The sequence below is a fragment of the Phenylobacterium sp. 58.2.17 genome (assembly GCF_026411515.1).
Taxonomy (GTDB): domain Bacteria; phylum Pseudomonadota; class Alphaproteobacteria; order Caulobacterales; family Caulobacteraceae; genus Phenylobacterium.
In genome coordinates this window covers 1-24,573 of record NZ_JAPMTQ010000021.1, presented here as the reverse complement: position 1 = coordinate 24,573, position 24,573 = coordinate 1, and the positions used below count along the sequence as shown (strand labels likewise).

Sequence of the window (24,573 nt, the reverse complement as noted above, 5' to 3'; positions counted from 1 at the left end):
GAGGGCAACTTCGCCGAGACGCCGCCGCGAGGCTAGCCCGCAAGCTTCTCGGCGGCGATGGTGGGCGCCGGCATCAGGCCCTTGCTCTGGCCGCCGACGAACACCTGGAAGGCGGCCGGGTCGGTGACCTCGAGGGTCAGGCCCTTCAGGTTCGGGACGCGGTAGGCCTGGCCGGCCGACAGTTGGCGGGCAAAGTAGGCCGCGCCGCCGGCGCCCCGGACGATCAGCGAGGCGCCCTTGCGGGCCTGGAGCGTCACCAGCGACGCGGCCGGGTCGGCGCCATAGACGGTCCCGCGCGCCACGAAGGTTGGGGGCAGGGGCTCGGTCGGGGCGGCCGGCTCGGCCTTGGGTGCGGCGGCGGCGGCCTTCTTGGCGGCGACGACGGCGTCGGACGAGCCGCCTGCCGCGGTGGCTTCGGCCAGGCCGGGGGTCTCGTAGGGCGTCGGGGTGGTGGATTCGACCGGGGCCGGCAGCGGCGCGCCGAGCGCGACCGGACCGGCGGGCGCACCGAGCTTGGCCTTGGCGATGGCGGCGGCCGGAGCGGTGTGCGGCGGCGGCGCCTCGGCGGTCATGGCCCGCTGGGCGACGTTCCAGAGGACGATCGCGGCGATCACCAGCATGCCGCCGCCGATGACCAGGGTCAGCCGCGGGTCCTTCGACTCGACGACGCCGACGGGCGCGCGCAGGGCGGTGTCGGTGACCGGTTCGTCGCGGCGGAAGCGTTCGACCGCCGCGTCGCCGTCGAGGCCCAGCGCTGCGGCGTAGGCGCGGATGTAGCCGATGGTGAACGGGCGCGAGGGCAATTCGTCCAGGCGCATTTCTTCAATCGCCGCCAGGTAACTGCGGCGAATTCGCGTGGAGTCGGCCAGTTCCTGCAGGTTGAGACCACGAAGTTCCCGGGCGGCCTTCAGCGCGGCGCCAATATCGGGTCCAACTTCGAGGGATGGGGTCAGGCCGCCGCCGCGGTTGGTCTCGCGATCACCGCCGTTACGCAAATCCAGACTGGTAACCCCGCCAGTATCGAGCGGCATGGCTACTTTGGCGCCTCTTGCTAGCGTTTACGATCTAAAGGCGAAGTCGCGCCCTGCCAGATTTACAGTAAAGGTCTTAATATTAGGTTGTGAGTATCACCCTAGGCATTGAAATTCAATGCGCTAATCGGGCGCGGGGGTGCGACGCAGCGTCCTCTGTGACGCGATCGTCAGATGGCCAAATACAATTTTCGGGCGAGGGTTTCGATCTCGTTCCGGACCGAACCGGCCGAGCCGCGCAACAGGGCGGTGACACCGCGACGAGCCGCCTCGCGGTCGCAGGAGAGCACCATCTGCTTGACCGGGCCGATGCCGGCCGGCGGCATCGAGAGGCGGTCAAACCCAAGCGCCACAAGGGCGAACGCCTCCAGCGGCCGTCCCGCCATCTCGCCGCAGACCGACACCGGCGTGCCGGTCTCCTCGCAGGCCTTCTGGATGGTCTCGAGCGCGCGCAGGGCCGGCGGCGAGAGGAAGTCGTAGCGGTCCGACACCCGCGGGTTCCCGCGGTCAGCGGCGAACAGGTATTGCATCAGGTCATTGGTGCCGACGCTGACGAAATCAGTCATCGGAAGCAGAGCGTCCAGGTGCCAGACCACCGCGGGCGCCTCGATCATCGCCCCGACGTCGAGGCGCGAGGGGGCCGGGCGGCCGCGGCGCTGGGCCCAGGCGACCTCGTGATCGACCAGGGCGCGGGCCGCGCGGAATTCGTCCACGCTGGCGACCAGCGGGAACATGATGCGCAGCGGCCGGCCGCGGGCGGCGGCGATCAGCGCCCGCAGCTGTAGGCGCAGCAGGGCCGGACGGTCCAGGCCCATGCGGATCGCACGCCAGCCGAGGGCGGGGTTCTCCTCACGCTCGGCCTCAAGGTAGGGCAGCACCTTGTCGCCGCCGAGGTCCAGGGTGCGGAAGGTCACCGGCCGGTCGCCGGCGGCGTCCATCACCCGGCCGTAGAGCGCGGTCTGCGCGTTGAAGCGCGGCATCTCCTCGGCGACCATGAACTGGAATTCGGTGCGGAACAGGCCGATGCCCTCCGCGCCGGTCTCGCCGAGGATGTCGAGGTCGACATCCAGCCCGGCGTTCATCAGCAGGGTGACCTTGGCGCCGTCGCGGGTGAAGGCCGGGGTGTCGCGCAGCTTGGCGAACTCGGCGCGCCGTTGCAGGCGCACTTCCAACCGGGCGTGCAGCGCCTTCACGACGTCGACGCGCGGGCGCAGATAGGCCTCGCCGGTTTCGGCGTCGACGATGACCGGGTCGCCCTCCGAGACCTTGTCGCGCAGGCCGGGCAGGCGGCCGACGCAGGGAATGTCGAGCGCGCGGGCGACGATCGCCGCGTGGCTGGCCGAGGAGCCTTCCTCCAGCAGCAGGCCGGCCAGCTTGGTGCGGTCGTATTCGAGCAGGTCGGCCGGGCCGAGGTTCCGCGCGATCAGGATGGCGTTCTCGGGCAGGTCGCGGGCGACGTGCCCGTCGCCCGACAGGTGGCGCAGCAGCCGGTCGGCCAGGTCCTCGAAATCGTGCAGGCGTTCGCGCAGATAGGGATCGCGGGCCTGGCCCAGGCGAGCGCGGTGCTCGGAGCGGACCCGTTCGACCGCGGCCTCGGCGGTGAGGCCGTTGCGGACGGCGTCCTCCAGGCTGCGGTTCCAGCCGCGGTCGTGGGCGAACATCTTGTAGGTTTCGAGCACCTCGTAGGAGGCGTCGACCAGGCCATGCTCGCCGGTCAGCATGTCGTCGATCTGGGCCTGCAGGCCGAGGATCGCCGTCTTCAGGCGAGTCTCTTCGGCCACGACGTCTTCGGCCAGCAGCTGCGAGGGGGCGACCGGCGGCTCGTGCAGGACGGCGACGCCGAGCGCCAGTCCGTCGGCGAAGCGCGAGCCGATCAGCCGTTCGGGCCGGTGGGGCGCGATCTCGACGCCCTTGAGTTCGCCCTCCAGCTCGCTGCCGGCGACCATCTCGGCCAGCACCATGGCGACGATCTGCAGGTCCTCGACCTCGTCGTCGGTATAGACCCGCTCGGTGCGGTTCTGGACGACCAGCACGCCGATCGCGCGACCGCCGCGCAGAAGCGGCACGCCCATGAAGGCGTGGAACGGGTCTTCGCCGGTCTCCGGGCGATAGGAGAAGGCCGGGTGGTTGGGGGCGTCGGAGAGGTTAAGCGGCCGGCCGAGACGCATGATCTCGCCAACCAGGCCCTCGCCGGGCTTCATGCGGGTGACATGGACGGCGCCGGGGTCCAGACCCTCGGTGGCGAACAGTTCCATGTCGCCGCTGGCGCGGCGCATGTAGAGCGAGCAGACCTCGGCGACCATCGAGCGGGCGATGATCCGGACCACGATGTCCAGGCGCGACTGGGCCGGCCCGCCCGAGGCGAGCGCTTCGCGAATCTGCCGCAGCAGACTGCGTTGTCCCCGAACCGCGATCCCCGGCGTGGCCATCAGGCGAGTTTCTCTCCCTTTTCCCTAACCGCCTCCTAGCAGCTTTGCGCGTCGGAACGGAGACGAAAACGGGGCGAGACGACTTTGTGAGCGCGGCTGTACGCGAGGCGTCGGCGAGATCGGCCGCGCCCTGACAAATCTTGCGGTCGCGCGGCGCAGGCGCCCAACAAATAGGCGCCTGCAGGCGATTGCGCGAAGTCGGCGGCCTCGCCCATAGTTTCCGCATAACAACGGTCGGGGCGGGGCGATGGGCAAGGCGTGGCTGGGACTGGTCGGCGGCCTGGCGGTGATCCTGACCGGGGCGCTGCTGGCTTGGCTGGTGCAGACGGCCGGCGGGGTGAGCGTGCGCGACGTGCGGTTCGCCGGCGACCGCGGAACCACGCTGGCGGCGCTGGTCTACATGCCGGCCTCGGCGACGGCGGAGCATCCGGCCCCCGCGGTGCTGCTGAGCCACGGCTACATCAATACGCGCGAGATGCAGTCGGCCTTCGCCATCGAACTGGCGCGGCGCGGCTTCGTGGTGGTGGCGATGGACCAGCCGGGGCACGGCTATTCCGACGCCATCGTCGGGGCCAACGACTTCGGCGGGCCGGCGGCGCTGCGCTACCTCAAGAGCCTGCCGCAGGTCGACAAGGCCAATATCGGCCTGGCCGGGCATAGCCTGGGCGGCGGGCCGGTAGTGGGCGCTGCGGCGTCCGATCCGGACGGCTATCGCGCCGCGGTGCTTGTCGGCTCCACCCCGGCGATCGGGGCGGTGTTCGGCTCCAAGGCCAGGGCCGACTTGCGGAACCTGGCCCTGGTTTTCGGTGGCTATGACGAGTTCGCCGAGCTGATGTGGCAGGTCCCGCGTGGGTTCGAGGTTCCGCGCTCGCCGGCCATGCAGGCGTTGTTCGGGACGCAGGCGCCGATCGTTCCGGGGCGAGTCTATGGCGACGTCGCCGCTGGGACGGCGCGGATGCTGCACGTGCCGCCGGTCACCCACCCCTGGGAGCACTTTTCGGCCGGCGGCGTGGCCCCAACCGTCGACTGGTTTCAGCGCACGCTGGACGGTGAGGCGCGGCCGCGGCCGGCCGGGGACCAGATCTGGTTCTGGAAGGAGGTCGGAACCCTGATCGCCTTCGTCGGGATGGCGGCGGTGCTGCTGGCGGTGTTCGAGATCCTGCTCAGCGTCCGCTGGCTGCACCGGCTTGATCGGCGCCCGCAGGCGTTGGGGCCGGCCGCGCCTCGCCGGGACCGGCGCTGGTGGCTGTTCTTCGCGGTGACCGCGGCGCTGCCGGCGGTGACCTTCTTCCCGCTCATGAAGCTGGGGATGCTGTTCCTTCCGATGCCGCTCTATCCGCAGTGGATCACCAACCAGCTGCTGGTCTGGGCGCTGGGCGGAGCCGCCCTGACCCTGGTCATCGGGCTGGCGACCAAGGCGCCGCGGCTGCTGGCGGGCGCCGACTGGCCGAAATCGGCGGCGATCGCGCTGCTGACTGTTGCGGCGGGCTACCTGACCCTGGCCGTCGTCGCGGGCGTCCTGCACGTCGACTACCGCTTCTGGGTCGTGGGGCTGAAGCCGCTCGACCTGCGCCAATTCGGTTTCGCGCTGGCCTATCTGCCGCTGTGGACGGTGTTCTTCGTGGTCGCCTTGCGCAATCTGCACGGGTGGCTGGCGGTGGCGGGCGAGGGGCGCTGGAGCCACTACTTCGCCGGCATGGCCGCGATGTCGCTCGGGTTCGCGGTGTTGCTGGCGATCCAGTACGGGGCGCTATTCCTGACCGGCCGGCTGGCGATGGCCGAGCCGCTGAACACGATCATCGCCATCCAGTTCGTGCCGCTGATGGCGCTGGTCGGGGTGATCTCGGTGTTCACCTGGCGGCGGACCGGCAGCCATCTGCCCGGCGCGCTGATCTGCGCGCTGCTGCTGGCCTGGTACGTTAGCGCCGGTACGGCGACGCACTGGTCGTCGAACTTCCAGCTGCCGATCCCGAGTTAGGGGCGGGCGACGCGCTTGGCCATCAGCAGGTCCGGGCGGCCGAAGCCGTTGGCGTCCGGCACCACGCCCACCGGCTCGTAGCCGAGCTTGCGGTAGAAGAAGAACGGATGGCCGCTGGTCGGGGCGATCTGCGCCAGCTTGGCCAGGGCGTCCGGGAAGATGTCGGCCCCGAACAGGCTGGTGCCGCCAAATTCGTCGTCGGAGCCGAGATAGACGGTCAGCTTGCCCATAGACGCCGCGCGGGCCTCCAGCGCCGCGGTGAGAGCCGCGCCGATCCCTTTGCGATGATGACTCGGATCGACCGCCAGCGGGTGGAGTTCGGCGGCATGGCTGTAGGTGTCGATGCCGCCGATCAGCCCGACCACCGTCTGTCCGTCGAGCGCGGCCAAGGCGAAGCGCTCCGGGACGGTGAGAAAGGTCTCGATCTCGGCCTCGGCCTCGCCGTCCTCCTGATAGGCCGGGATGTGGGCGAAGGCCTCGCGCAGGATCCGTGCGCAGTCGCCGCGCTGGGCGGCGGTCAGGTGCTCGAAGGCGACGATGTCCATGGCGTGACAAGGTAAGCGCAGCGGCGCGCTCCCGCCAGGATGTGGTCGGTGCGCTCGACGCCGGCCGGGGCGAGCATGGCGCGGAACAGCTCCAGTTCCGAGCGGCAGAATCCCTGACAGGCGCTGGCCGCCGCGCAGATCGGACAGTGATTTTCGATCAGCAGGTAGCCGCCTTCGGCCAACGGGGTCCACTCGGCCATGTACCCCTCGGCGGCGCGCACGGCGGCCAGCCGTTCCAGCTTCTGCTCCAGGGTGTCGGCGGCGCCGAGCGCACGGCGATAGCCGACCTCGATGGCGCGTTCGCGTCGCGCCACCAGGCGGTCCAGGCCCTCATCGCCGAACTCGCTCCGGACGGCGTCGAGCAACTCGACGGTCAGTTGGGCGTGGGTGTTGGGGAACCGTTCGTCGCCCTTGGCGCTGAGCGACCAGGAGCGTCGCGGGCGACCGACCCCCATGCGTTCGGTGACGTGCTCGACCAAGCCCTCGGCGTGCAGCTTCTCCATTTGCAGGCGGGCGGCCTGGCGGGTGACGCCCATGGCCTCGGCGATCGCCTTGGTCTGGGCCGGGCCCTTGCTCTTGAGCAGCAGGAGAATCTGGTCGGATGTGCTGTGCATTTGACAAATAGATGATTGCAAAACCCGCGCGCCGGGTCTAGCGCAAATATGCGTAGTTGGAGGTTGTCAAATGGCTGGGGCGTCGCGTGCGGACGGAAGCTGGGCCGATGTGGTGGGCGAGGGGCGCCTGTCGCGCTTCGTGCTGATCTGCCTGGGCGTCTGGATCAGCGCCGCCGATTCCATGGTGACGGCGACGATCATGCCGAGCGTCGGCGCCGACCTCGGCGGCTACGCCTATTTCGGCTGGGCGACGGCGGGGTTCCTGCTGGGTTCGGTGCTGGCCGGGGCGAGTTCGGGCCTGCTGGGCCTGCGCTTTGGCCTGCGGCGGGCGACCGCGGCGGCGGCGGTGCTCTATGCAGTGGGCTGCGCGCTCAGCGCCGGCGGCCCCGACATAGCCAGCTTCCTGGTCGGCCGGGTGCTGCAGGGCCTGGGCGGCGGCTGGGTGGTCGGGTTCTGTTCGGTCGCCATCGGCCTGATGTTCCCCGACCGGCTGCTGCCGCGGGTCTATGCGACGATCACCGCGATCTGGGGCGTGGCCAGCCTGCTGGGGCCGCTGATCGGCGGGATTTTCGCCGACCTCGGCGCCTGGCGCTGGGTGTTCTGGCTGTTCGCGATCCAGGGCGCGGGCGTGGCCTGGGCCGCCTATGTCATGTTGCCCAGCGACCGAGGGAACGACGACGCCAAGGTCGCCTGGCCGCAGCTGGCCCTGATCGCGGCCGGGGTGATGGCCATCGGCCTGGCCGACATGGCCCGCGACTTTCTCCGCTCGGGGCTGCTGACCGCGCTGGGCTGCGCGGTGCTGGCCTTCACCGTCTGGTTTGACGGGCGCGCGCGCACGCGGCTGCTGCCGAAGGGCGCGAGCGACCTGACCACCATCCCGGGGGCGGGGTTCGCCGCGATGTTCCTGCTCACCGTCGCCTCGATGGGCTTTGCGATCTACGGTCCGGCGATCCTGCAGAAGCTGGCCGGGCTGTCGGCGCTGGAGGCCGGCTATGTGATCGCCGGCGAGGCGGCGGCCTGGACGGTGATGGGCCTGCTGGTGGCGCATCTGACCGGGGCCTGGCCGCGGCGGATGATCCGGCTCGGCGCGATCGTCGCCACCCTCGGCGTGGCGTTCGCCGCGCTGACCATGCCGGCTGCGTCGGTCACGGGCGTGGTGGTGGCCGGCCTGTTCCTCGGCGGCGGATTTGGCCTGTCGTGGGCGTTCATGAGCCAGCGCATCCTGGCTTCGCTGCCGGAGGGCGACGAGCGCGCCATCGGCGCGGCGGCGATGACCACGGTGCGGCTGACCGGATCGGCGGTCGGCGCGGCGGCGGCCGGGGCGGTCGCCAATCTGGTCGGGTTTTCGGAGGGGCTGAGCGAGGCGAGCGCCCGCTCGGCCGGGCTGTGGGTGTTCGTCGCGGTGCTGCCGCTGGCGGTCGCCGGGGTCTGGGCGGCGTTCGGCCTGACCGCCGCTAGGACGGGCGAAGCGCGCCCAGCATGATGCGCGACAGGGCCGCGATCGCCTCTGCGCGGCTCATCCGCCCAGCCGCGGCGGTCTGGGAAAGAATGTCCGCGGCGCCGATCACGCCCAGCAGCACGGCGCGGCCCTCTGGACCTGGCAGCGGGACGAACTTGGCGAGCGCGGCCAGGTACTGATCGACATAGCCCTCGCGCAGGGCCTGGCGGAAATCGTCCATCTCCTCGCTGGCCGCCAGCGCCGCAGCGATGGCGCCGAACTCGGGCCCGGCCTGCAGCACGCAGTCGACGTAGGCGGCGCTGAGGATCTCGACCACGTCCTCCAGTGTGCGGGCCTGGGCGGCCAGCGCAGTCTCGACGGCCTGGGCCTGGCGGGCGTCGAAGTAGCGGTAGAGCGCGATCAGCAGGCCTGCCCGCGTGCCGAAGTGCTCGTAGGCGATGGGCTTGGTGACGCCGGCCTGCTCGGCCAGTCGGGCCAGGGTGAGCGCGTCGGTGCCTTCGGCGCGGACGATGGCCGCCGCCGTCTCCAGAAGCTGGTTGCGCCGCTGATCGCGCGGCATGCGCCTGCCCGACACCCTTGCTCCTTCCACGTCGCTTGACAGCGATCGCATCCTGCATAACTTACGATTCGTAACTTACAGATCGTAACAACAGAATTAGCGGAGGCGGACGTGACAGCCAACACCCTTCAGCTCGCACCGGTCAGCGAGCACCAGGCCGCGCGGTTCGCGCCGTTGATCCCGGCGCTGGTCCGGGCGACCGGACCGGTCAGCTACGACTATCAATTCGGCGTCGACGGCCTGCTGGAGCAGGTGGTGACCGCCTCCTGGAGCGTGCCCGACACGCTGTTCTGCGCGGCCTGCACGACCGCGGTGGTTCAAGGCGACGAGCTGCTGGGGATCGAGCTCGGTTTCGCCGGGCCGAACTTCTACGCTTTCAAGGCCAATCTCGTGGCGCTTGCGCCGGACCTGATGGCGCAGGGCAAGGCCAGCTACGAGCAGTTCGCGGGCCTGGCTGCGCGGGCCGAGACGGCGAGCTATCTCAACGCGCACGTCCCGGATGACGTCTACTATCTGCACGCGCTCTCGACGCCGCCGCAGCATCGCGGCAAGGGCGTCGGGCGCGAACTGCTGAAGGCAGCCATCGGGCGGGCGGCCAAGGCCGGCTATCGCGAACTGCAGCTGGACGTGCTGGCCGACAATCCAGCGGTCGGGTTCTACCAGGCGATGGGGCTGCGCATCGTCGCCGAGCTGCGCTCGCCGCTGCTCAGCCGCGACCACGGCTTTCCGGCCGAGTATCGCATGGCGGTGACGCTGTGAGCCCGCGGGTCGTTATCGCCGGCGGCTACGGCCTGGTGGGCGGCCTGGTCGCGCGGCATCTGCGCGCCGCGGGCCACGAGTTGGACCTGGTGCTGACTGGGCGCAATCCCGGCCGAGGCGCATCGCTCGCCGCCGAACTGGGCGCACGGACGGCGCGGCTGGACGTCGCCGATCCGGCCGCGGCCATGGCCGAGCTGGGGCCGGTCGACCTCGTCGTCGCGACGCTGCAGGATCCCGGCGACAACCTGCTCGCCGCCGCCCTGACGGCCGGCGCGGCCCACATCGGCATCGTGCGCACCGCCGACAGCATGGGCTCCAGCGCCGTAACGGCGGTGAACCTGGCTCGGGCCCCGGCGCTGATGCTGGGGCATTGGCAGGCCGGGGTGCTGACCCTGGCGGCGCTGGCCGCGGCGCGGAAGCTTGCGAGCGTGCAGCGGGTCGAGATGGCCGCGCTCTACGATTACGCCGATCCTATCGGGCCGATGACGGCCTCCGACTCCGGCGGGTTCGTCGGGCGGGCCCTGGTTCGGCAAAGCGGCGCCTGGATCAATCTCGAGGCGGCCGCCAATCCGCGACGGATCGAACGGGAGGGGCTAGAGCCGTTTGACGCTCTGCCGATGGGCGTGCTCGACACGCCGGCGCTGGCCTCGATGACCGGCGCGGCCGAGGTCCGCTTCGACCTCGGGACCGGAACCTCGATAGGGACCGCCGGGGGCGGGCCGGCCTCGCACGATCTCTATATCGACATCGCCGGGCGCGACGCGAGCGGGCGCGAGCGGGTCCAGCGCACCATGGTCAGCGATCCGAACGGCCAGGCGCACCTGACGGCCCTGGGGGTGATGACCGGCGTCGAACGGCTGTTGGGCCTCGACGGGGCGCCGCCGCCGCCCGCCGGACTGCGGTTCCCGGAGACGACCCTGGACCCGGAGCAGGCGCTGGCGCGGCTGCAGGCGTTCGGCGTGCGGGTCGAGACGCTCTGATGCGGGCCCTCGCCACGGACGTCGCCGCCGCGCGGACGCGGGCGGTCGAGGCGCCGGTTCCTGTTCCTGCGCCTGGCCAGATCCTGGTCGAGGTGCGGGTCTCGGCGGTCAACGAGATGGACGTGCAGGTGCGCGCCGGCGGCTGGGCGCGGCAGGTCTCGGCCTTCCGCAAGGCCGGGCCGGTGCTGACCGGGTTCGAGTTCGCCGGCGTCGCGCGCAGCGACGGCGCGCGGATCGCTGCCGGCCAGCGGGTCATCGGCTACAGCCCGGTGCTGGACGGCCCGCGCACCCATGCGCAGTTCGCGCTCATCGACGAGCGTCACGTCGAGCCGATCCCCGACGACCTGAACGACCAAGACGCCGCGGCCCTGGTGGTGATGGGGCTGACCGCGATCGAGGTGCTGGAGCGCATCCGGCCTCTGCAGCCTGACCAGCGGACGCTGGTGATCGGCGCAGCCGGCGGCGTCGGGATCTACTCAGTACAGCTTGCGGCGAGCCAAGGCGCGGTGGTGAGCGCCGTGGCCAGCGGCGACAATGCCGCGTGGCTGGCCGGGCAGGGCGCAGCCGACGTCCGACCCCGCGAGGCGCCGTATCGCGCTGGCGACCGGTTCGATCTGGTGCTGGATGCGGCGGGAAAGTCGTCGTTCGCCCAGGCTGCGCCGCATCTGGCGCGGGGTGGTGCCTACGTGTCGACCAATCCGACCGGCGACCTCGGCGGCTTCGTGCGCGCGGCGTTGTCGGGCAAGCGGGCGGGTTGGCTGATGATGTTGCGCACCGATCCGGAGCGTTTGCGCCGGCTGATCGCCCTGTGGCGGGCGGGGGCGTTGAAGCCCGCGATCGACAGCGTCTACGCCCTGGAGGACGCCGACGCCGCCTTCGATCGCTTCGCCGCCCGCGGCAAGCGCGGGCGGGTGTTGCTCAAGCTCTAGAGCTGGTCGAGGCCGAAGCCGGCGTGCAGGGCGCGCACGGCCAGTTCGGTGTAGGCCGCGTCGATCAGCACGCTGATCTTGATCTCCGAGGTCGAGATGACCTGGATGTTGACGCCCTTTTCGGCCAGGGCCTGGAACATGGTCTTGGCGACGCCGGTGTGGCTGCGCATGCCGACGCCGATGACCGAGACCTTGGCCACGTCCTCGTTCACCTGGACGTCGTCGAAGCGGATCTTGTCATGATGGGCGCGGACGATCTCGACCGCGCGCTGGGCGTCACGCTTGCCGACCGTGAACTCCATGTTCGCGGTGTCGGCGGTGCGGGCGTGGCTCTGCACGATCATGTCGACATTGACGTTGGCGTCGGCCAGCGCGCCGAAGATCTCGGACGATACGCCCGGATGGTCGGGCAGGCCGAACAGGCTGATCTTGGCCTCGTCACGGCTGTAGGCGACGCCGCTCACGATGCGCTTTTCCATGATCTCTTCCTCGTCGCACACGATGGTGCCTTGGCCGGGCGCTTCGCCGGGCTCGACAAAACTGGACAACACCCGCACCGGCACGTTCTGGGCCATGGCGAGCTCGACGGAACGGGTCTGCAGGACCTTGGCGCCCAGCGAGGCCATCTCGAGCATCTCCTCATAGGAGATCTTGCCGAGCTTGCGGGCCTTCTGCTCGATCCGCGGGTCGGTCGTGTAGACGCCGTCGACGTCGGTATAGATATCGCAGCGGATCGCCTTCACCGCTGCGGCGATGGCGACCGCGCTGGTGTCGGAGCCGCCGCGGCCGAGGGTGGCGATGCGCCCGTCGCGGGTCACGCCCTGGAAGCCGGCGATCACGGCGACCTCGCCGGCGTCGAGCGCGGCGGCCAGCTTCTCGGGCGGGATGTCGTCGATGCGGGCGCGGCCGTGGGCGTCGTCGGCGATGATCGGGATCTGCCAGCCCAGCCACGACTTGGCCGGCAGGCCCATGTTGCGCAGGGTCATGGCCAGCAGGCCGGCGGTCACCTGCTCGCCCGAGGCGACGACGGTGTCGTACTCGTCGTCCGACGGGGGCAGGCCCTGGGCCGCGGCGCCGGCGCCGTCGGTCCAGGCGACCAGTTCGTTGGTTTTGCCGGCCATGGCCGACACCACGACGGCGACCTTGTGTCCGGCCGCGACTTCAGCCGCCACCAGACGGCCGACGCGTCGGATACGCTCGAGGTCGGCGACGGACGTGCCGCCGAATTTCATCACTAGCCGAGACAGCGCAGGAGCTCCGCTTGAGAGGGAAGGCTGCGCCTAATAGCGGGGCCCGCGGCCAGGGGCAATGTCTGCCTTCGCAGGCGCGAAAAGGACGCGCCCCGCGCAAGATGGCGCCCATTCTTGGCCCTCATCGCCGATAGGGGCTGGCGCCGTGCGCCGCTCGGTAGGAAAAGGGTTTCATGTCGCCCGCGTCCGCATCGTCGATCGACCCGAAAGAGGTCGAACAATTCTCGCGCATCGCCGCCGAATGGTGGGATCCGAAGGGCAAGTTCGCCCCGCTGCACAAGTTCAACCCCGTGCGGCTGTCGTTCATCCGCGACCAGGTGCAGGCGCGGTTCGGGCGCGACCCGAAGGCGATCTGTCCGTTCGAGGGGCTGCGGCTGCTGGATATCGGCTGCGGCGGCGGGCTGCTGTGCGAGCCGATGACCCGGCTAGGCTTCCAGGTCACCGGCGTCGACGCCTCGGAGCGGAACATCGGCACCGCCAGCGCCCACGCGGCCGAGCAGGGCCTTGTCATCGACTACCGCGCCACCACCGCGGAAGACCTGCTGGCCGCCGGCGAGCGGCCGTTCGACGTGATCCTGAACATGGAGGTCATCGAGCACGTCGCCGATCCGGGGGCCTACCTGCGCGACTGCGCGCGGCTGCTGGCGCCGGGCGGGCTGATGATCGTGGCGACCCTCAACCGTACGCTGAAGGCCTTGGCTCTGGCCAAGATCGGCGCCGAGTACGTGCTGCGCTGGGTGCCGGCCGGGACGCACGACTGGAACAAGTTCCTCAAGCCCGAAGAGCTGCGCAGCTTCCTCGACGGCGAGCCGGTCGCGGTGCAGGGCCCGTTCGGTGTGGCGTTCAATCCGCTGACCGATCGCTGGGTCCGCTCCTCGGACTGCGACATCAACTACATGGTGACGGTGACGCGGGACGCAGCGTAAAGAGGCCGGCCACGAGGAAGTACCCATGCCTTCGATCAGGGTGCTCGGTCACGCCTATCGCGCCTGGCGCCGCAACAGGGCGTGGGCCAAGCACGAACCCGAGACCCCGTATCTCGCCGACCTGCTCAGCGGTGCGCCGGTCTGCCTGCACGTGGGGGCTAGCGACGGGCGACACTCCTATGTGATGACCCAGGTCGCGCCGATGGCGCAGATCCACGCGTTCGAACCGTCGGCCTTCACCTTCGAGGTGCTGAAGGTGTGCCTGGCTTGGCACCGGATTTCCGGCAACGTGACCCCGGTCAACGCCGCGGTCGCCGACGCGCCGGGCGAACTGCTTCTGGTGACGCCGATCAAGATGTCCGGGCGGATGGCGCGCGGCTACGCCTATCTCGCGGCCGAACGGCCGCAGAGCCCGGTGCGTCCCGACTTCGAGGACATGGGCGCGAAGGTCGAGCCGACTGCCGTGACCACCCTGGACCAGTACTGCGAGGCGCAGGGCCTGAGCCGGGTCGACTTCATCCGCATGGACGTCGAGGGCGCGGAACTGAAGGCGCTGAAGGGCGCCGAGCACATCATCGAGCGCGACCGGCCGCACGTGCTGATCGAGATCCATCCGTTGATGCTGGAAGGTCGGTTCGGCGGCTCGGCGCAGGCCGTGCTCGAGGTCTTCCTGTCCCGGGGCTACCGGATGTTCGCGCTCAATGCAGACCGTCTGGAAGAATGCTCGGACGTCGATGTCGAGGCGCCTTGGAAGGACTACTTCTTCGTTCACCCGGCCCGGGCCGCGGACCTGCCGGACGGGGTCTTCAAGGCGCGGATGGCGGCCTGACCATGGACCTCGCGGACGCCGATGGAATTTGGGTGTTCGACGGCGTCTGCAACTTCTGTTCCCGGTCGGTGCGGCTGGCCCTGAGGCTGGATCGGCACCGGCGTCTACGCTTTGCGCCGATCCAGTCGCCCTATGGCCGGCTGTTGGCGGTTCACGGCGGGATCGATCCCGACAAACCTGACACGTTTCTATTCATCGACCGCGGCCGCGCGCTGACAGGCTCGGATGCGGTGATCGCGCTGACGCGAAGGCTGCCGGCGCCTTGGCGCTGGTTCGCCGCGCTGCGCTTCGTCCCCAAGCGCTGGCGGGACGCCGGCTACGATTGGGTCGCACAAAATCGATATCGACTGATGGGCCGCCGCGACACTTGCATGATCCCTTCGCCGGAAATCCGCGCGCGGTTCGTCCTTGAGCCGCCGGCCTCGTGACACGCCGCGTTGTTCTGGTCGGCGCGACGGGGGCGTTCGGCGAACGCCTGGCGCGGCTGCTGGCGCCGTGGCCTGAAATCGAGCTGATCCTGGCCGCCCGGGGCCTGGAACGGGCGCAGGCGCTGGCGGGCGAATTGGGCTGCGCGGCGGCAGGTTTCGACCGCGACCGTCCAGAAACCCTGCGAGAGCTGCGGCCCTGGGCGGTGATCGATGCGGCCGGACCGTTCCAGCACAGCGCCATGCTTCTGCCGCAGGCCGCGATCGCGCTGGGCGCGCATTACATCGACATCGCCGACGGCCGCGATTTTGTCGCCGGTTTCAGCGCCGCGCTCGACGCCGAGGCGAGGTCGGCGGGTGTGATCGTCGTCACCGGCGCCAGCTCCACCCCAGCGCTTTCGAATGCGGCGCTGGACGCCCTGACCGTCGGCTGGACCCGCCTCGATCGGGTGACCGTCGCCATCTCGCCGGGAGCGCGGGCGCCGCGCGGACTCTCGGTCGTCCGCGCCATCCTGTCGTATGTGGGGCGGCCGGTCAGGGTGTTCTCCGGCGGCCGCTGGGCGCACGAGGCCGGATGGAGCGGCCTGTGGCGCATCACCTTCCCTGGCCTCGGCCGAAGACTGGGCTCGCTGTGCGAGACGCCCGACCTCGACCTGATGGCCGGGCGGGTGGAGCAGGAGGCGCGGTTCCTGGCCGGGCTGGAGCTGGCGCCGCTCCATCTGGGGCTCTGGCTGATGTCCTGGATGGTCCGCTTGCGCGTGGTGCGTTCGCTGGAGCCGGCCGCCCGGCCGTTGCGGGCGATGGCCGACCTGGCTGCCGGGCTGGGCTCGGACCGCGGCGGCATGGTGGTGCTGGCCGAAGGGACCGGCGGCGACGGCGCGGCGCGTCGGGCGCGCTGGTCGCTGGCGGCGCAGGCCAATGCGGGGCCAACGGTTCCGGTGGCGGCCGCCGCGGCGGTGCTGCGCGGCTTGGTCACGGGACGGATCGAAGCACGCGGCGCGCAGGCCTGCGTGGGGCTGGTCACGTTGGACGAGATCGTCGACGAACTCGCCGGACTGCCGATCACGACCAGGGCCGACATCGGCGCGCCTGATGCGCCGACCCTGCTGCAACGCGTGCTCGGCGATGCGATGGGGGGACTGCCGGCGCCGGTGGTCGCGGTGCATGACCGTAGATCGCAGCAGACCTTCCGCGGTCGCGGCGTGGCGCGCGGCGCCCGGGGGCTGCTTGCGCGGCTGTCCCGCGCAGTGATCGGGCTGCCCGAGACTGGACGCTACGGCGACCTCAAGGTGACGATCGCGCCCGATGCCGGAGGCGAGTGGTGGACCCGTGACTTCGGTCCCTGTCGCTTCAGTTCGCGACTGCAGTCATTGGCCGCGCCGGGCGAGTTCGAGGAGCGGGTCGGGCCGTTGAGCTTCCGGTTCCAGCCGGTGCAGCAGGCGAACGGCTTTTCCTGGCGGATGCTGTCCTGGCGGCTGGGGCCGCTGCCGTTGCCGAAGGCGCTCGGACCACAGGTGCGCGCGACCTCGTTCGCCCGGGATGGGGTCTACCGGTTCAGCGTCGTCACCGCGCATCCGTGGCTGGGGGTGATCTTCGCCTATAGCGGTCGTCTCGCCGGCTAGCGGCCCAGGCGAATTTGTCCCGCCGTGGTTGTCACCTCGCCAGAAGACGAAACTGCCGCCGCTTCAAGGCGTTCAGCTCCTATCAGGCATCCGAGTTGGGAGCTGAACCTTGCATAAGAGACCCAAGGGCGTGCTGTCCGTGGGATGGGCGTGCTTCACGTCGGCCGCGAGCGGCCGCACCGAGCATGTGCCGACGTCGGACGACTATCCCGACAGCGTCGTGCGGCGCTTTCGTTTCGAGGCCGGCGGCGGTCTCGGTTGGAAGATTTCGGCGCTGGCGACCCCGCGGGCGCGGCCCGCCCCCTGGAAGATCGTGGTCGTGACCGGAGCGCCGTCCTGGGCCGAATACTGGGCCCCGGTGCTGGCGCAGCTGCCGCCGGACCGCGAGATGGTGGTCGTCGACCGCCCCGGCTACGCCGGTTCCGAGCCGGTCGAGTATGTCGGCGACATCCAGGTCCAGGCGCGGGCCCTGGCGCCGCTGCTGCAGTCGAGGCCGGGGCAGAAGGTGCTGCTGGTCGGCCAGTCCTATGGCGCGGCGATCGCCTCGATCATGGCTGAGCAGAACCCACGCCGAGTCGCCGGCCTGGTGATGCTGTCGGGCTATTTCGGCGAATCCGGGCCGACAGCCCGCTGGCTGGTGCACCTCGGCACCAAGCTGCTGAAGGTCATCCCGCGCGATCTGCGCCATGCGGTGCTCGAGGTGTCGAACCAGCCGGGCCAACTGGAGCACCTGCACGCGGCGCTGGGGCGGCTGCGCATTCCGGTGCACGTGATCCACGGCGACAAGGACGACTTCGCGCCGATCGAGATCGCCGAGCGGCTGGCGGTCCAGACCGCGAGCTGGAAGCCGATCCGGTTCGAGCGGGTGCCCGGCGGCGACCACTTCATCAGCAACGGGCCGGTCGAGCCGCTGTTGGCCTCGTTGGAGGCCTGTATCCCGGTGCGCCGCCGCTGGTTGCCGGATCTGGCGTTGCTGCGGCGCCTGACCTGGCCGCGGCTACGCCTGGGCGGGCGCACGGCGCAGGCCTGATCACGATTGGCGCTGCAGGCGGAACTTCGCGCGAGGGTCCGGGTTGGGTCGCCGCTGGGGGACTTCCGGAGGACCCAAGATGAACGTCAAGCTCTTGCCAGCTCTTGCCGGCGCCGCGCTGGCGGCGCTCGCCGGTTCGGCGGCGGCGCAGCAGCCGGCCCCTTACGATCAAGGACGCGGGCTCTATCCGCCCATCGACACCCCGGCCAACCGGCCGGCCCGTGACTACGAGGCGCCGCCGGTCGCCGAGACCGGACGGGCGGTCAACACCGCGGCCACCACCTCGGACCTGCGCGCAGGCTCGCGGGTCAAGGACGCGGCCGGGGCAGAGGTCGGCCGCGTGGTCAAGGTCGATGGAGGACTGGTGACGCTGTCCTCGCAGGGCAAGACCACCACGGTGCCGATGTCGAGCCTCAGCACGTCCGGCTCGGACATCATTTCGTCGTCCAGCCGCGCCGACGTCTGGGCCCCAAAGTAGCCCCAAGCGAGCTATCCAGCGCCCGATCGGCCGGCGCCGGCCAAAAACGCCTTGGCCACGGCCACCTGAACAGCGATAAGGTTGGCGTGACGAGCGCCGCGGCCATACCGTGGCTTCGATAATCCGCGCCCGATCGGGCGTCGCTTGGGGAGATCGCCGTAGATGAAAGCCGCAGTGCTGCGCGAAGTGGGCAAGCCGCTTCAGATCGAAAACGTCCAGATCAACAAGCCGGGCCCGCACGAAGTGCTGATCCGCACCAAGGCCGCCGGCCTTTGCCACTCCGACCTGCACTTCATGCAAGGCTCCTACCCGACGGCGCTGCCGGCGGTGCTGGGCCATGAGAGCGCCGGCGTCGTCGAGCAGGTCGGTTCGGAAGTGCGCACCGTCAAGCCGGGCGACCACGTCATCACCTGCCTGTCGGCCTACTGCGGCCACTGCGAATTCTGCCTGACCGGCCACCTGTCGCTGTGCGTGTCGCCCGACACCAAGCGCGACGCCGAGGAAGAGCCGCGCCTGAAGGCCACCACCGGCCCGATGCAGCAGTACCTGAACCTGTCGTCCTTCGCCGAGCAGATGCTGATCCACGAGCACGCCTGCGTCGCGATCCGCAAGGACATGCCGCTGGACCGCGCCGCCCTGATCGGCTGCTCGGTGATGACCGGCGTCGGCGCCGCCATACACACTTCGAGCGTCCGGCCGGGCGAGACCGTGGCGGTCATCGGCTGCGGCGGCGTCGGCCTGGCGGCGATCAACGGCGCGGCGATCGCCGGCGCCGGCCGGATCATCGCCATCGACATGGTCGCCTCGAAGGGCAACCTCGCCCACCAGTTCGGCGCCACCGACTTCATCGACGCCTCCAAGACCGACGCGGTCAAGGAAGTGCTCGAAATGACCAAGGGCGGCGTCCATCACGCCTTTGAGGCCATCGGCCTGTCGAAGACCGCCGAGCAGGCCTTCAACATGCTGCGCCGCGGCGGCACCGCCAACATCATCGGCATGATCCCGATCGGCCAGTCGATCACCTTGCCGGGCTTCGCCTTCCTGGGCGAAAAGAAGCTGCAGGGCTCGATGATGGGCTCCAACCGCTTCCCGGTCGACATGCCGCGCCTGGTGGACATGTATATGGCCGGCAAGCTGAAGCTGGACGAGATGATCTCGCAGCGCATCAAGCTGGAGCAGGTCAACGAAGGCTTCGAGGAAATGAAGAAGGGCGAACTGGCCCGCTCGGTCATCGTCTTCGACTGACGAACGCTCCCGCTTCGGGACGATCAGGAGCCCTCCCTTCGGGGAGGGCTTTTTCGTGGGCGTCGTCTGAAACGGCGATCGCTCGCTCAACTATTTGTAAGGCCCGCGCCCGGGGCGCGTCAGGTGATCGGACGAGGCTGATGGACAGGCGGATGTCCCCGCCGTTCGGAGCAAGTCCCATGAAGCCCACTATCCTCGCCGCCGGTTCGCTGGCCGCTTCCCTCGCCCTGGCCGGCGTCGCCATGGCGGCCACGCCGCCCGCCGCGCCGGCGACCCAGTCCGCCCCGGCCAAGCCGGCCGCCCACCACAAGAAGCACAAGCATCACAAGGCCGCGCCCGCCGCCGCGACGGCGAGCACGCCGGCGACCAAGTAGGTCGTTCCATCCTGAGGAGGACTGCCATGTCCCGCAGTCTGTCCCTGGCGACCGCCCTGGCGCTGGTCGCCGGCCTGTCGACGGCCGGCGCGGCCTCGGCCGCCACCCAGTGCCGCGACGCGCAAGGCCATTTCGCCAAGTGCGCGGCCGCCGCCCCGGCCAAGCCGCCCAAGTGCCGCGACGCCAAAGGGCACTACGCCAAGTGCTCGTCGGCCGCGGCGACGACGACCGCGATGGCCAAGACGCCGAACAAGTAGGAGGTTAGGGAGCTCCCGGACCGGATCGCGCCCGCTCCGGGACTCCTATTTCACGAAGTATCCGAGCAGGGCCGGGCGGAGATATTCCTCCATCACCCCGTCGGTGACGACCGGTCGCCGGCGCGGTTCAAGCGGCAGGCACGCGTTGAACGTCACCATCATCGCATGCGCCGCCATCATCGGGTCGACCGGACGGATCGAACCGTCGGCCACTCCGTCGGCGATGATGCCGGCGAAGGAGTTGGTCGTCTGGAGAAAGCGCATCAGCATCTGCCGGCGCATGGCCAGCGGCACCGCAGCCATGCAGTGGTGACGCAGCAGCCGCGCGCCCGCGCACTCGGCCTGCAGCATGCCGAGCGAGGTCACCGCCAGCCATAGCCGCGTCCAGTTGCTCTCCGCCTTGCCGGCCTCGCGCTTGGCCTGGTCGATCAGGTCGAAGGTGGCCCCGAAGCAGGCCACGGCCAGTTCGTCCTTGTCGGTGTTGTGGTGATAGAACGAGCCCTTGGTGACCTTGAGCTCGGCCGAGATCTTGTCGACCGAGGCGCCGCGATAGCCCTCGCGGTTGATCAGCTTGGTGGCGGCCAGCAGGAAGCGGTCGCGGGTGACCTCGTCATTCTCGGCGCTGGGCGTCCCGAGCGCCAGCAGCGCGTCGTTCGGCCAGGGCTGGCCCGCAGCCGGCAGGCCGTTGATCATGATGTCGCTGAGCCGGGCGGCGACGCGCGGGTAGTCCTGCGGCTCGTAGGTCGGCAGCCAGGTGTCGGCCCAGGTCAATTGGTTGACCACCAGCCGGGCCAGGCCTTGGCGGCGCGGCGCGGTGACCCAGGGGGTCTCGTCGGACTTCAGCAGCCGCCCGATGCGGACATAGAGCGCCTCGAAGCTCTGGATCACCGGCTGCTTTTGCTCGCCCTCGATCAGATAGACCTCGCTGAACGGCGCCAGCACGTCCTCCTCGCCGACGGCGATGCGGCGGCGGGTCTCGAAGTAGGCGGCGACGAAGGCGGTGAGCCGTTCGGCCGGAGTCGCGTGGGGCTCAGCCTCGTCGAGCATCCTGGCGAAGCGGGCGATGGTGTCGTGCAGCACCGCCGCGGCAAGGTCTTCCTTGCGCTTGAAGTAGTAGGTCAGGCTGACTGGGTGCAGGTCCATCCGCTTGGCCACGGCGGCCAGGGTGAACCCGCTCATCCCCTGATCGGCGAACACCTGGGTCGCGGCCGCCATGATGGCGTCGCGCTTGGCGGCGTAGCGCGCCCGGGGCTTGGGTTTGACGGCTGCAGTCAAGGCGACTCTCCGCGCGAACAGGGTTCGATCTGCCACATTAGTGCGCAGGAGGGCCGGTTGGAAGCCGCGTAGCGGCTTCCCTTGGGACAACCTAGCGTCGCAGGGCCGGGGCCGCTTCCGTGTCGGCGACCGCCAGGCGGGCGGGCGCTTCGTCGGCGCCCTGGTCGCGGACCAGAGCGTCGATGCGGGCCTTCTGGGCGCGGAAGGCGGCCAGTTCGGCGCCGGCCAGCACCGTGCCCTGGGGCACCTTGGCGCCGATCGGGTTCACGCGCTTGCCGTGCTGCCAGATCTCGTAGTGCAGGTGGGGCCCGGTCGAGGCGCCGGTCGAGCCGACATAGGCGAGGACCTGGCCCTGGCTGATGCGGGCGCCGGCCTTGATGCCCTTGCCGAAGCGCGAGAGGTGCGCGTAGCCGGTTTCGAACCCGCCCGAGTGGCGGACGCGCACCCAGTTGCCATAGCCGCCCCAGCGGCGGGCCTCGACCACCACGCCGTCGCCGGCGGCCAGCACCGGGGTGCCGGTCCCGGCCCCGAAGTCGATGCCCTGGTGCATGCGGTTGTAGCCCAGGATCGGATGGCGGCGCATGCCGAAGCGGCTTGTCATGCGGGCGTTGTCGACCGGGGTGCGCAGCAGGAAGCCTTTGATGTTCTTGCCGGTCTCGTCGAAGTACTGGACGTCGCCGTTGGCGCGCTCGAAACGGTAGAACTGTACGCCCTTGATCTGGGCGTATTCCAGGTCGCCGGTCTCGATGGTTCGGCCGCTTTCGGTGACCTTGCGGTCGAAGACCATGGTGAACTCGTCGCCGGCCTTCAGGTCGCGGTCGAAGTCGACCTTGTGGGAGAACAGCTTGACCATGCCTGCGACGACCGAGGGGCTGGCCCCGATGCGCGAGGCGCTCTCGTAGAGCGAGCCGGTGATCTCGCCGCGCGCGACCATCTCCTCGTCGCGGATCTTCTCCTCCATCTCGCGCAGGCGCAGGGCGCCGTCGAAGGTGCGCGAGAGGGTGATGGACTGGGCCGGACCGGTGCGCAGCGACAGGCCGACCAGACGCGCCGGACCGCGTTCGCCGCGAGGCCTGGCGACGGCGGCGTCGAAGGCCATGCCGGCCTTGATGTGCACGGTGTCCATGGCCTCGGCCAGGGTCTCGACGGCCCGGCGCGCCTCGTCGCGCGGCACGCCGGCGCGCTCGACGGCGGACTCCAGCGTCTCGCCGGGCAGCACCTTGACCGGGACGCTCTGGGGCCGGCCGAAACCGGGCTGGGCCTCGGACTGGGTGAAGGCCGCGTGCTGCAGGGCGGTGATCGCGGCCGGATCGAGCGGGGCCTTGGCCGGGGCCGCAGCCTGGTCGGTGGTGAGCTTCCAGCCCAGCGCCAGGGCGGCGACGCCTGCGGCGCCGATGGCCAGGCGCGGTGTCAGCCGAAAGGTCGGACGTCGTGGATCGAACTCTTGCATCGTGCCCCCGTACTCGCGATGCCACACGGCCTGGCGGCCATGCGAATAGCTGCGTCGTAGCTGGCGAACGGCTTAACCGTTCTCTACCGATATGGTTAATCGCCGGTAACCAATCCGGCGACCCCCACGGCTCCGGTTAGAGCAGACCGAGGACCAGTTCGGCAGGACGGCACAGCGCCGCACCCTTCGGGGTCGAGACGATAGGGCGATTCACCAGGATCGGATCGAGGATCATGGCGGCCACGATGGCCTCGTCGGAGGTGGTCGGGTCGGTCAGGCCGAGCTCGACGGCCTTGGTCCCGCGCTCGCGCAGGAACTCGCGGGGGGAGACGCCCATCCTGGCCGCCAGGGCGATCAGCTGGTCCTTGGTCCAGCCTTCCTTAAGGTACTCGACGATCTTGGGGTCGAAGCCCTTTTCGCGCAGCAGGGCCAGTGTGTTGCGCGAAGTCCCGCAGGCCGGGTTGTGGTAGATGACGATCTCGTCCTGAGCGGTCATGCGACGTTCTCCGGGGCTTGCAAGCGAACTGGCCTTGGCAATAGCGCGTTCGCCGGCCGCAGCGCCAGACCCGTGGCGGACTTGTGAAATCGGCGCGCTGTCCTTGACGGATCGTGGGCGTGGTTCGATCTAGGTCCGATCTGGGCCACATCCACTTCGGAGAACTGCAGACGATGAAGAAGCTTCTCGCGGCCGCGAGCCTGGCGATTGTGATCGCTACCCCGGCCTTCGCCCAGATGCCCGGCGCGGCCGACACCTCGCGGATCGCCGCGGCGACCTACAAGGTCGACGGCCACCACACCCAGGTCGTCTGGTCGCTGAACCACATGGGCTTCTCGGTGCTCTATGGCATGTTCGGCGAAATGACCGGCAGCCTGACCCTCGACCCGGCCAATCCCTCGGCCGCCAAGGTGGTGATCGACATCCCGATGTCGGGTTCGACGACAACCTCGCCGGGCTTTACCAAGCACCTGGCCAGCAAGGACCTGCTCGACGTCGAGAAGTTCCCGACCGCCAAGTTCGTCTCGACCTCGGTCGTCGTCGACGGCCAAACCGCCAAGATCAACGGCGACCTGACCCTGAAGGGCGTGACCAAGCCGGTGACCCTCGACGCCAAGCTGACCGGCGCCGGGACCAACCCGATGAGCAAGGCGGCCACCGTCGGCTTCGAGGCCACCGCCAAGATCAAGCGCAGCGATTTCGGCCTGGGCTACGCCCTGCCGGTGGTCGGCGACGAGGTCGACCTGAAGATCACGGCCGCCTTCGAGAAGTAGGGCGCCCTACCAAGTGAACCTGCGGGCGCCGCCGACGATGGTGGCGCCCGAGGTTCCGGAGGCCATCAGGTCGGCGGGGCGAGCGGGCAAGGGCTTCGCATCCGCCGGCCATTGGTCGATCACGGCGGCATGGCCGATCTCGATCGTCCCTGGGCTGGGGGCGTGGAAGGTCAGGGTGAGGCCCTCGGTCGGCGCCTCCCACATGATCCGCGCCGCGCCGCCGGCGGGCGGCTTGATCGGATGGCCGTTGATGGCTGCACTTTCCAACCTGGCTTTGGTGTCCAGCCGCAGCATCACCGTGCGTGCGCCGGGCGCGGCGATGTGCAGGCGATGGCCGCCGTCTGGCTGGCGGGTGAACTCCACCCCGCCGGGCGGGATCGCGACCGGTGCGGCGCGAGCCGCCCAAACCTCGCTGCGGCGCAGGCCCGGCAGCTTGACGCGTTCGACCGCGCCGCCATCGGCGCCCAGCACGGCGCGAGTCCAGGCCGGCAGGGCGGGGGCGTCGCTGAACCGCAGGGCGCGGCCCTGTTCGCGGTCCAGATAGTAGGCGACGTGGGTCGCCTGGGGATGGCGGGCGGTCCAGGGCGGATCGAGCCGCACCACGGCGACCGCGACGACGCCGAGCAGGACGACCGCCATGGCCGACATCCGCGCGCCCTTCTGGTCCTCGGCCGGCTGGGCCAGCGGCCACAGCACCAGGGCGCAGAGCCAGACGATCACGCCGAGCAGCGCGGGCTGGTCCAGGCCCTGATAGACGCCGTGCCCGAAGGCCAGCAGCCAGGAGACGCCGAGCACGCCTGCCGCGGTCAGGGCGCCCAGCTTGGCCGCCAGGTAGGCGACGATCACCGCCGCGGCATGCA

The 24,573-nt window shown here is 70.2% G+C and carries 24 protein-coding genes and 1 pseudogene; 15 read left to right on the top strand and 10 right to left on the bottom strand.

Annotated elements, in window-relative coordinates; all coding sequences use genetic code 11:
- Positions 1 to 32: 32 nt before the first annotated feature.
- Positions 33 to 1,031: a helix-turn-helix domain-containing protein gene (locus tag OUA97_RS14025; RefSeq protein ID WP_267232553.1), complete on the bottom strand. Its 999-nt coding sequence runs from the start codon at positions 1,029 to 1,031 to the stop codon at positions 33 to 35.
- A 170-nt stretch (positions 1,032 to 1,201) separates the two neighbouring features.
- Positions 1,202 to 3,460, bottom strand: coding sequence for a phosphoenolpyruvate--protein phosphotransferase (gene ptsP / locus OUA97_RS14020; protein ID WP_267232552.1), 2,259 nt, complete (start codon positions 3,458 to 3,460; stop codon positions 1,202 to 1,204).
- Between the two features lie 247 nt (positions 3,461 to 3,707).
- On the opposite strand from ptsP, the gene OUA97_RS14015 reads away from it, so the two are divergent.
- Complete coding sequence (locus OUA97_RS14015) at positions 3,708 to 5,438, top strand: alpha/beta hydrolase (protein WP_267232551.1); 1,731 nt, start codon at positions 3,708 to 3,710, stop codon at positions 5,436 to 5,438.
- Here the strand turns inward: OUA97_RS14015 and OUA97_RS14010 are convergent.
- Both OUA97_RS14010 and OUA97_RS14005 read right to left on the bottom strand, forming a co-directional pair.
- Positions 5,435 to 5,983, bottom strand: a complete 549-nt coding sequence (locus OUA97_RS14010) for a GNAT family N-acetyltransferase (RefSeq protein WP_267232550.1) — start codon at positions 5,981 to 5,983, stop codon at positions 5,435 to 5,437. The two genes, OUA97_RS14015 and OUA97_RS14010, sit on opposite strands and share 4 nt — an antisense overlap.
- The gene (locus tag OUA97_RS14005; RefSeq protein ID WP_267232549.1) at positions 5,956 to 6,597 is read right to left on the bottom strand and encodes a helix-turn-helix transcriptional regulator; all 642 of its coding nucleotides are present in this window, start codon (positions 6,595 to 6,597) and stop codon (positions 5,956 to 5,958) included. Before OUA97_RS14005 ends, OUA97_RS14010 begins: the two co-directional genes overlap by 28 nt.
- Positions 6,598 to 6,667: 70 nt before the next feature.
- Between OUA97_RS14005 and OUA97_RS14000 the strand changes: the two genes are divergently transcribed.
- Positions 6,668 to 8,080, top strand: coding sequence for an MFS transporter (locus OUA97_RS14000; RefSeq protein WP_267232547.1), 1,413 nt, complete (start codon positions 6,668 to 6,670; stop codon positions 8,078 to 8,080).
- Here OUA97_RS14000 and OUA97_RS13995 read toward each other — a convergent pair.
- Complete coding sequence (locus OUA97_RS13995; protein ID WP_267232545.1) at positions 8,052 to 8,615, bottom strand: TetR/AcrR family transcriptional regulator; 564 nt, start codon at positions 8,613 to 8,615, stop codon at positions 8,052 to 8,054. The genes OUA97_RS14000 and OUA97_RS13995 overlap by 29 nt on opposite strands.
- Before the next feature lie 111 nt (positions 8,616 to 8,726).
- On the opposite strand from OUA97_RS13995, the gene OUA97_RS13990 reads away from it, so the two are divergent.
- Genes OUA97_RS13990 through OUA97_RS13980 form a run of 3 tightly spaced genes read left to right on the top strand, consistent with a single transcriptional unit; the run spans position 8,727 to position 11,283 of the window.
- Positions 8,727 to 9,374 (top strand): GNAT family N-acetyltransferase, encoded by a 648-nt coding sequence (locus tag OUA97_RS13990; protein ID WP_267232544.1) that lies wholly within the window; start codon positions 8,727 to 8,729, stop codon positions 9,372 to 9,374.
- Positions 9,371 to 10,354, top strand: a complete 984-nt coding sequence (locus tag OUA97_RS13985; RefSeq protein WP_267232542.1) for a hypothetical protein — start codon at positions 9,371 to 9,373, stop codon at positions 10,352 to 10,354. Before OUA97_RS13990 ends, OUA97_RS13985 begins: the two co-directional genes overlap by 4 nt.
- On the top strand, positions 10,354 to 11,283 hold the full coding sequence (locus OUA97_RS13980) for an NAD(P)-dependent alcohol dehydrogenase (protein ID WP_267232541.1): 930 nt from the start codon (positions 10,354 to 10,356) through the stop codon (positions 11,281 to 11,283). The genes OUA97_RS13985 and OUA97_RS13980 overlap by 1 nt, the downstream gene beginning before the upstream one ends.
- On the opposite strand, the gene OUA97_RS13975 is transcribed toward OUA97_RS13980, so the two are convergent.
- Positions 11,280 to 12,530, bottom strand: coding sequence for an aspartate kinase (locus OUA97_RS13975; RefSeq protein WP_267232590.1), 1,251 nt, complete (start codon positions 12,528 to 12,530; stop codon positions 11,280 to 11,282). The genes OUA97_RS13980 and OUA97_RS13975 overlap by 4 nt on opposite strands.
- Before the next feature lie 176 nt (positions 12,531 to 12,706).
- Between OUA97_RS13975 and ubiG the strand changes: the two genes are divergently transcribed.
- From ubiG to OUA97_RS13930, 9 genes are all read left to right on the top strand, one after another.
- Positions 12,707 to 13,459 carry a bifunctional 2-polyprenyl-6-hydroxyphenol methylase/3-demethylubiquinol 3-O-methyltransferase UbiG gene (gene ubiG, locus OUA97_RS13970; protein ID WP_267232540.1) on the top strand — a complete coding sequence of 251 codons (753 nt, stop codon included), beginning with the start codon at positions 12,707 to 12,709 and terminating at the stop codon, positions 13,457 to 13,459.
- Between the two features lie 25 nt (positions 13,460 to 13,484).
- Positions 13,485 to 14,288 (top strand): FkbM family methyltransferase, encoded by an 804-nt coding sequence (locus OUA97_RS13965; RefSeq protein ID WP_267232539.1) that lies wholly within the window; start codon positions 13,485 to 13,487, stop codon positions 14,286 to 14,288.
- A 32-nt stretch (positions 14,289 to 14,320) separates the two neighbouring features.
- Positions 14,321 to 14,716 carry a thiol-disulfide oxidoreductase DCC family protein gene (locus OUA97_RS13960; RefSeq protein WP_267232538.1) on the top strand — a complete coding sequence of 132 codons (396 nt, stop codon included), beginning with the start codon at positions 14,321 to 14,323 and terminating at the stop codon, positions 14,714 to 14,716.
- Positions 14,713 to 16,335, top strand: coding sequence for an SDR family oxidoreductase (locus OUA97_RS13955; protein WP_267232537.1), 1,623 nt, complete (start codon positions 14,713 to 14,715; stop codon positions 16,333 to 16,335). The genes OUA97_RS13960 and OUA97_RS13955 overlap by 4 nt, the downstream gene beginning before the upstream one ends.
- A 109-nt stretch (positions 16,336 to 16,444) precedes the next feature.
- Positions 16,445 to 17,365 (top strand): alpha/beta fold hydrolase, encoded by a 921-nt coding sequence (locus tag OUA97_RS13950; RefSeq protein WP_267232535.1) that lies wholly within the window; start codon positions 16,445 to 16,447, stop codon positions 17,363 to 17,365.
- Positions 17,366 to 17,444: 79 nt separating this feature from the next.
- Positions 17,445 to 17,843 carry a hypothetical protein gene (locus OUA97_RS13945; RefSeq protein ID WP_267232534.1) on the top strand — a complete coding sequence of 133 codons (399 nt, stop codon included), beginning with the start codon at positions 17,445 to 17,447 and terminating at the stop codon, positions 17,841 to 17,843.
- A 162-nt stretch (positions 17,844 to 18,005) separates the two neighbouring features.
- Entirely contained in the window at positions 18,006 to 19,088 is a 1,083-nt protein-coding gene (locus tag OUA97_RS13940) for a Zn-dependent alcohol dehydrogenase (protein ID WP_267232533.1), read from the top strand.
- Positions 19,089 to 19,267: 179 nt separating this feature from the next.
- On the top strand, positions 19,268 to 19,462 hold the full coding sequence (locus OUA97_RS13935; RefSeq protein ID WP_267232532.1) for a hypothetical protein: 195 nt from the start codon (positions 19,268 to 19,270) through the stop codon (positions 19,460 to 19,462).
- Between the two features lie 26 nt (positions 19,463 to 19,488).
- Positions 19,489 to 19,719 (top strand): hypothetical protein, encoded by a 231-nt coding sequence (locus OUA97_RS13930; protein ID WP_267232531.1) that lies wholly within the window; start codon positions 19,489 to 19,491, stop codon positions 19,717 to 19,719.
- Positions 19,720 to 19,764: 45 nt separating this feature from the next.
- Here OUA97_RS13930 and OUA97_RS13925 read toward each other — a convergent pair whose 3' ends face one another.
- The 3 genes from OUA97_RS13925 to arsC all read right to left on the bottom strand — a co-directional run bounded on the left by OUA97_RS13925 (position 19,765) and on the right by arsC (position 22,940).
- Complete coding sequence (locus tag OUA97_RS13925; RefSeq protein WP_267232530.1) at positions 19,765 to 20,994, bottom strand: TetR/AcrR family transcriptional regulator; 1,230 nt, start codon at positions 20,992 to 20,994, stop codon at positions 19,765 to 19,767.
- Positions 20,995 to 21,085: 91 nt separating this feature from the next.
- On the bottom strand, positions 21,086 to 22,444 hold the full coding sequence (locus tag OUA97_RS13920) for a M23 family metallopeptidase (RefSeq protein ID WP_267232528.1): 1,359 nt from the start codon (positions 22,442 to 22,444) through the stop codon (positions 21,086 to 21,088).
- A gap of 136 nt (positions 22,445 to 22,580) precedes the next feature.
- A complete protein-coding gene (arsC, locus tag OUA97_RS13915) occupies positions 22,581 to 22,940 on the bottom strand; it encodes an arsenate reductase (glutaredoxin) (RefSeq protein ID WP_267232526.1) in 360 nt (119 codons plus the stop codon).
- Between the two features lie 173 nt (positions 22,941 to 23,113).
- Here arsC and OUA97_RS13910 point away from each other — a divergent pair, with 173 nt between their 5' ends.
- The gene (locus OUA97_RS13910; RefSeq protein ID WP_267232525.1) at positions 23,114 to 23,713 is read left to right on the top strand and encodes a YceI family protein; all 600 of its coding nucleotides are present in this window, start codon (positions 23,114 to 23,116) and stop codon (positions 23,711 to 23,713) included.
- A 6-nt stretch (positions 23,714 to 23,719) separates the two neighbouring features.
- On the opposite strand, the pseudogene OUA97_RS13905 reads toward OUA97_RS13910, so the two are convergent.
- Positions 23,720 to 24,573 (bottom strand): annotated as a pseudogene (locus tag OUA97_RS13905) (hypothetical protein); the annotation flags it as partial.

Excerpts from the sequence above, each read along its gene's own strand:
- OUA97_RS14010 (WP_267232550.1), bottom strand. The coding sequence starts at position 5,983 with ATGGACATCGTCGCCTTCGAGCACCTGACCGCCGCCCAGCGCGGCGAC.
- OUA97_RS13980 (WP_267232541.1), top strand. The coding sequence starts at position 10,354 with ATGCGGGCCCTCGCCACGGACGTCGCCGCCGCGCGGACGCGGGCGGTC.
- OUA97_RS13910 (WP_267232525.1), top strand. The coding sequence starts at position 23,114 with ATGAAGAAGCTTCTCGCGGCCGCGAGCCTGGCGATTGTGATCGCTACC.
- OUA97_RS13965 (WP_267232539.1), top strand. The coding sequence starts at position 13,485 with ATGCCTTCGATCAGGGTGCTCGGTCACGCCTATCGCGCCTGGCGCCGC.
- OUA97_RS14025 (WP_267232553.1), bottom strand. The coding sequence starts at position 1,031 with ATGCCGCTCGATACTGGCGGGGTTACCAGTCTGGATTTGCGTAACGGC.
- OUA97_RS14005 (WP_267232549.1), bottom strand. The coding sequence starts at position 6,597 with ATGCACAGCACATCCGACCAGATTCTCCTGCTGCTCAAGAGCAAGGGC.
- OUA97_RS14000 (WP_267232547.1), top strand. The coding sequence starts at position 6,668 with ATGGCTGGGGCGTCGCGTGCGGACGGAAGCTGGGCCGATGTGGTGGGC.
- OUA97_RS13935 (WP_267232532.1), top strand. The coding sequence starts at position 19,268 with ATGAAGCCCACTATCCTCGCCGCCGGTTCGCTGGCCGCTTCCCTCGCC.
- OUA97_RS13940 (WP_267232533.1), top strand. The coding sequence starts at position 18,006 with ATGAAAGCCGCAGTGCTGCGCGAAGTGGGCAAGCCGCTTCAGATCGAA.
- OUA97_RS13930 (WP_267232531.1), top strand. The coding sequence starts at position 19,489 with ATGTCCCGCAGTCTGTCCCTGGCGACCGCCCTGGCGCTGGTCGCCGGC.
- ptsP (WP_267232552.1), bottom strand. The coding sequence starts at position 3,460 with ATGGCCACGCCGGGGATCGCGGTTCGGGGACAACGCAGTCTGCTGCGG.
- OUA97_RS13945 (WP_267232534.1), top strand. The coding sequence starts at position 17,445 with ATGAACGTCAAGCTCTTGCCAGCTCTTGCCGGCGCCGCGCTGGCGGCG.
- arsC (WP_267232526.1), bottom strand. The coding sequence starts at position 22,940 with ATGACCGCTCAGGACGAGATCGTCATCTACCACAACCCGGCCTGCGGG.
- OUA97_RS13920 (WP_267232528.1), bottom strand. The coding sequence starts at position 22,444 with ATGCAAGAGTTCGATCCACGACGTCCGACCTTTCGGCTGACACCGCGC.
- OUA97_RS13995 (WP_267232545.1), bottom strand. The coding sequence starts at position 8,615 with ATGCCGCGCGATCAGCGGCGCAACCAGCTTCTGGAGACGGCGGCGGCC.
- ubiG (WP_267232540.1), top strand. The coding sequence starts at position 12,707 with ATGTCGCCCGCGTCCGCATCGTCGATCGACCCGAAAGAGGTCGAACAA.
- OUA97_RS14015 (WP_267232551.1), top strand. The coding sequence starts at position 3,708 with ATGGGCAAGGCGTGGCTGGGACTGGTCGGCGGCCTGGCGGTGATCCTG.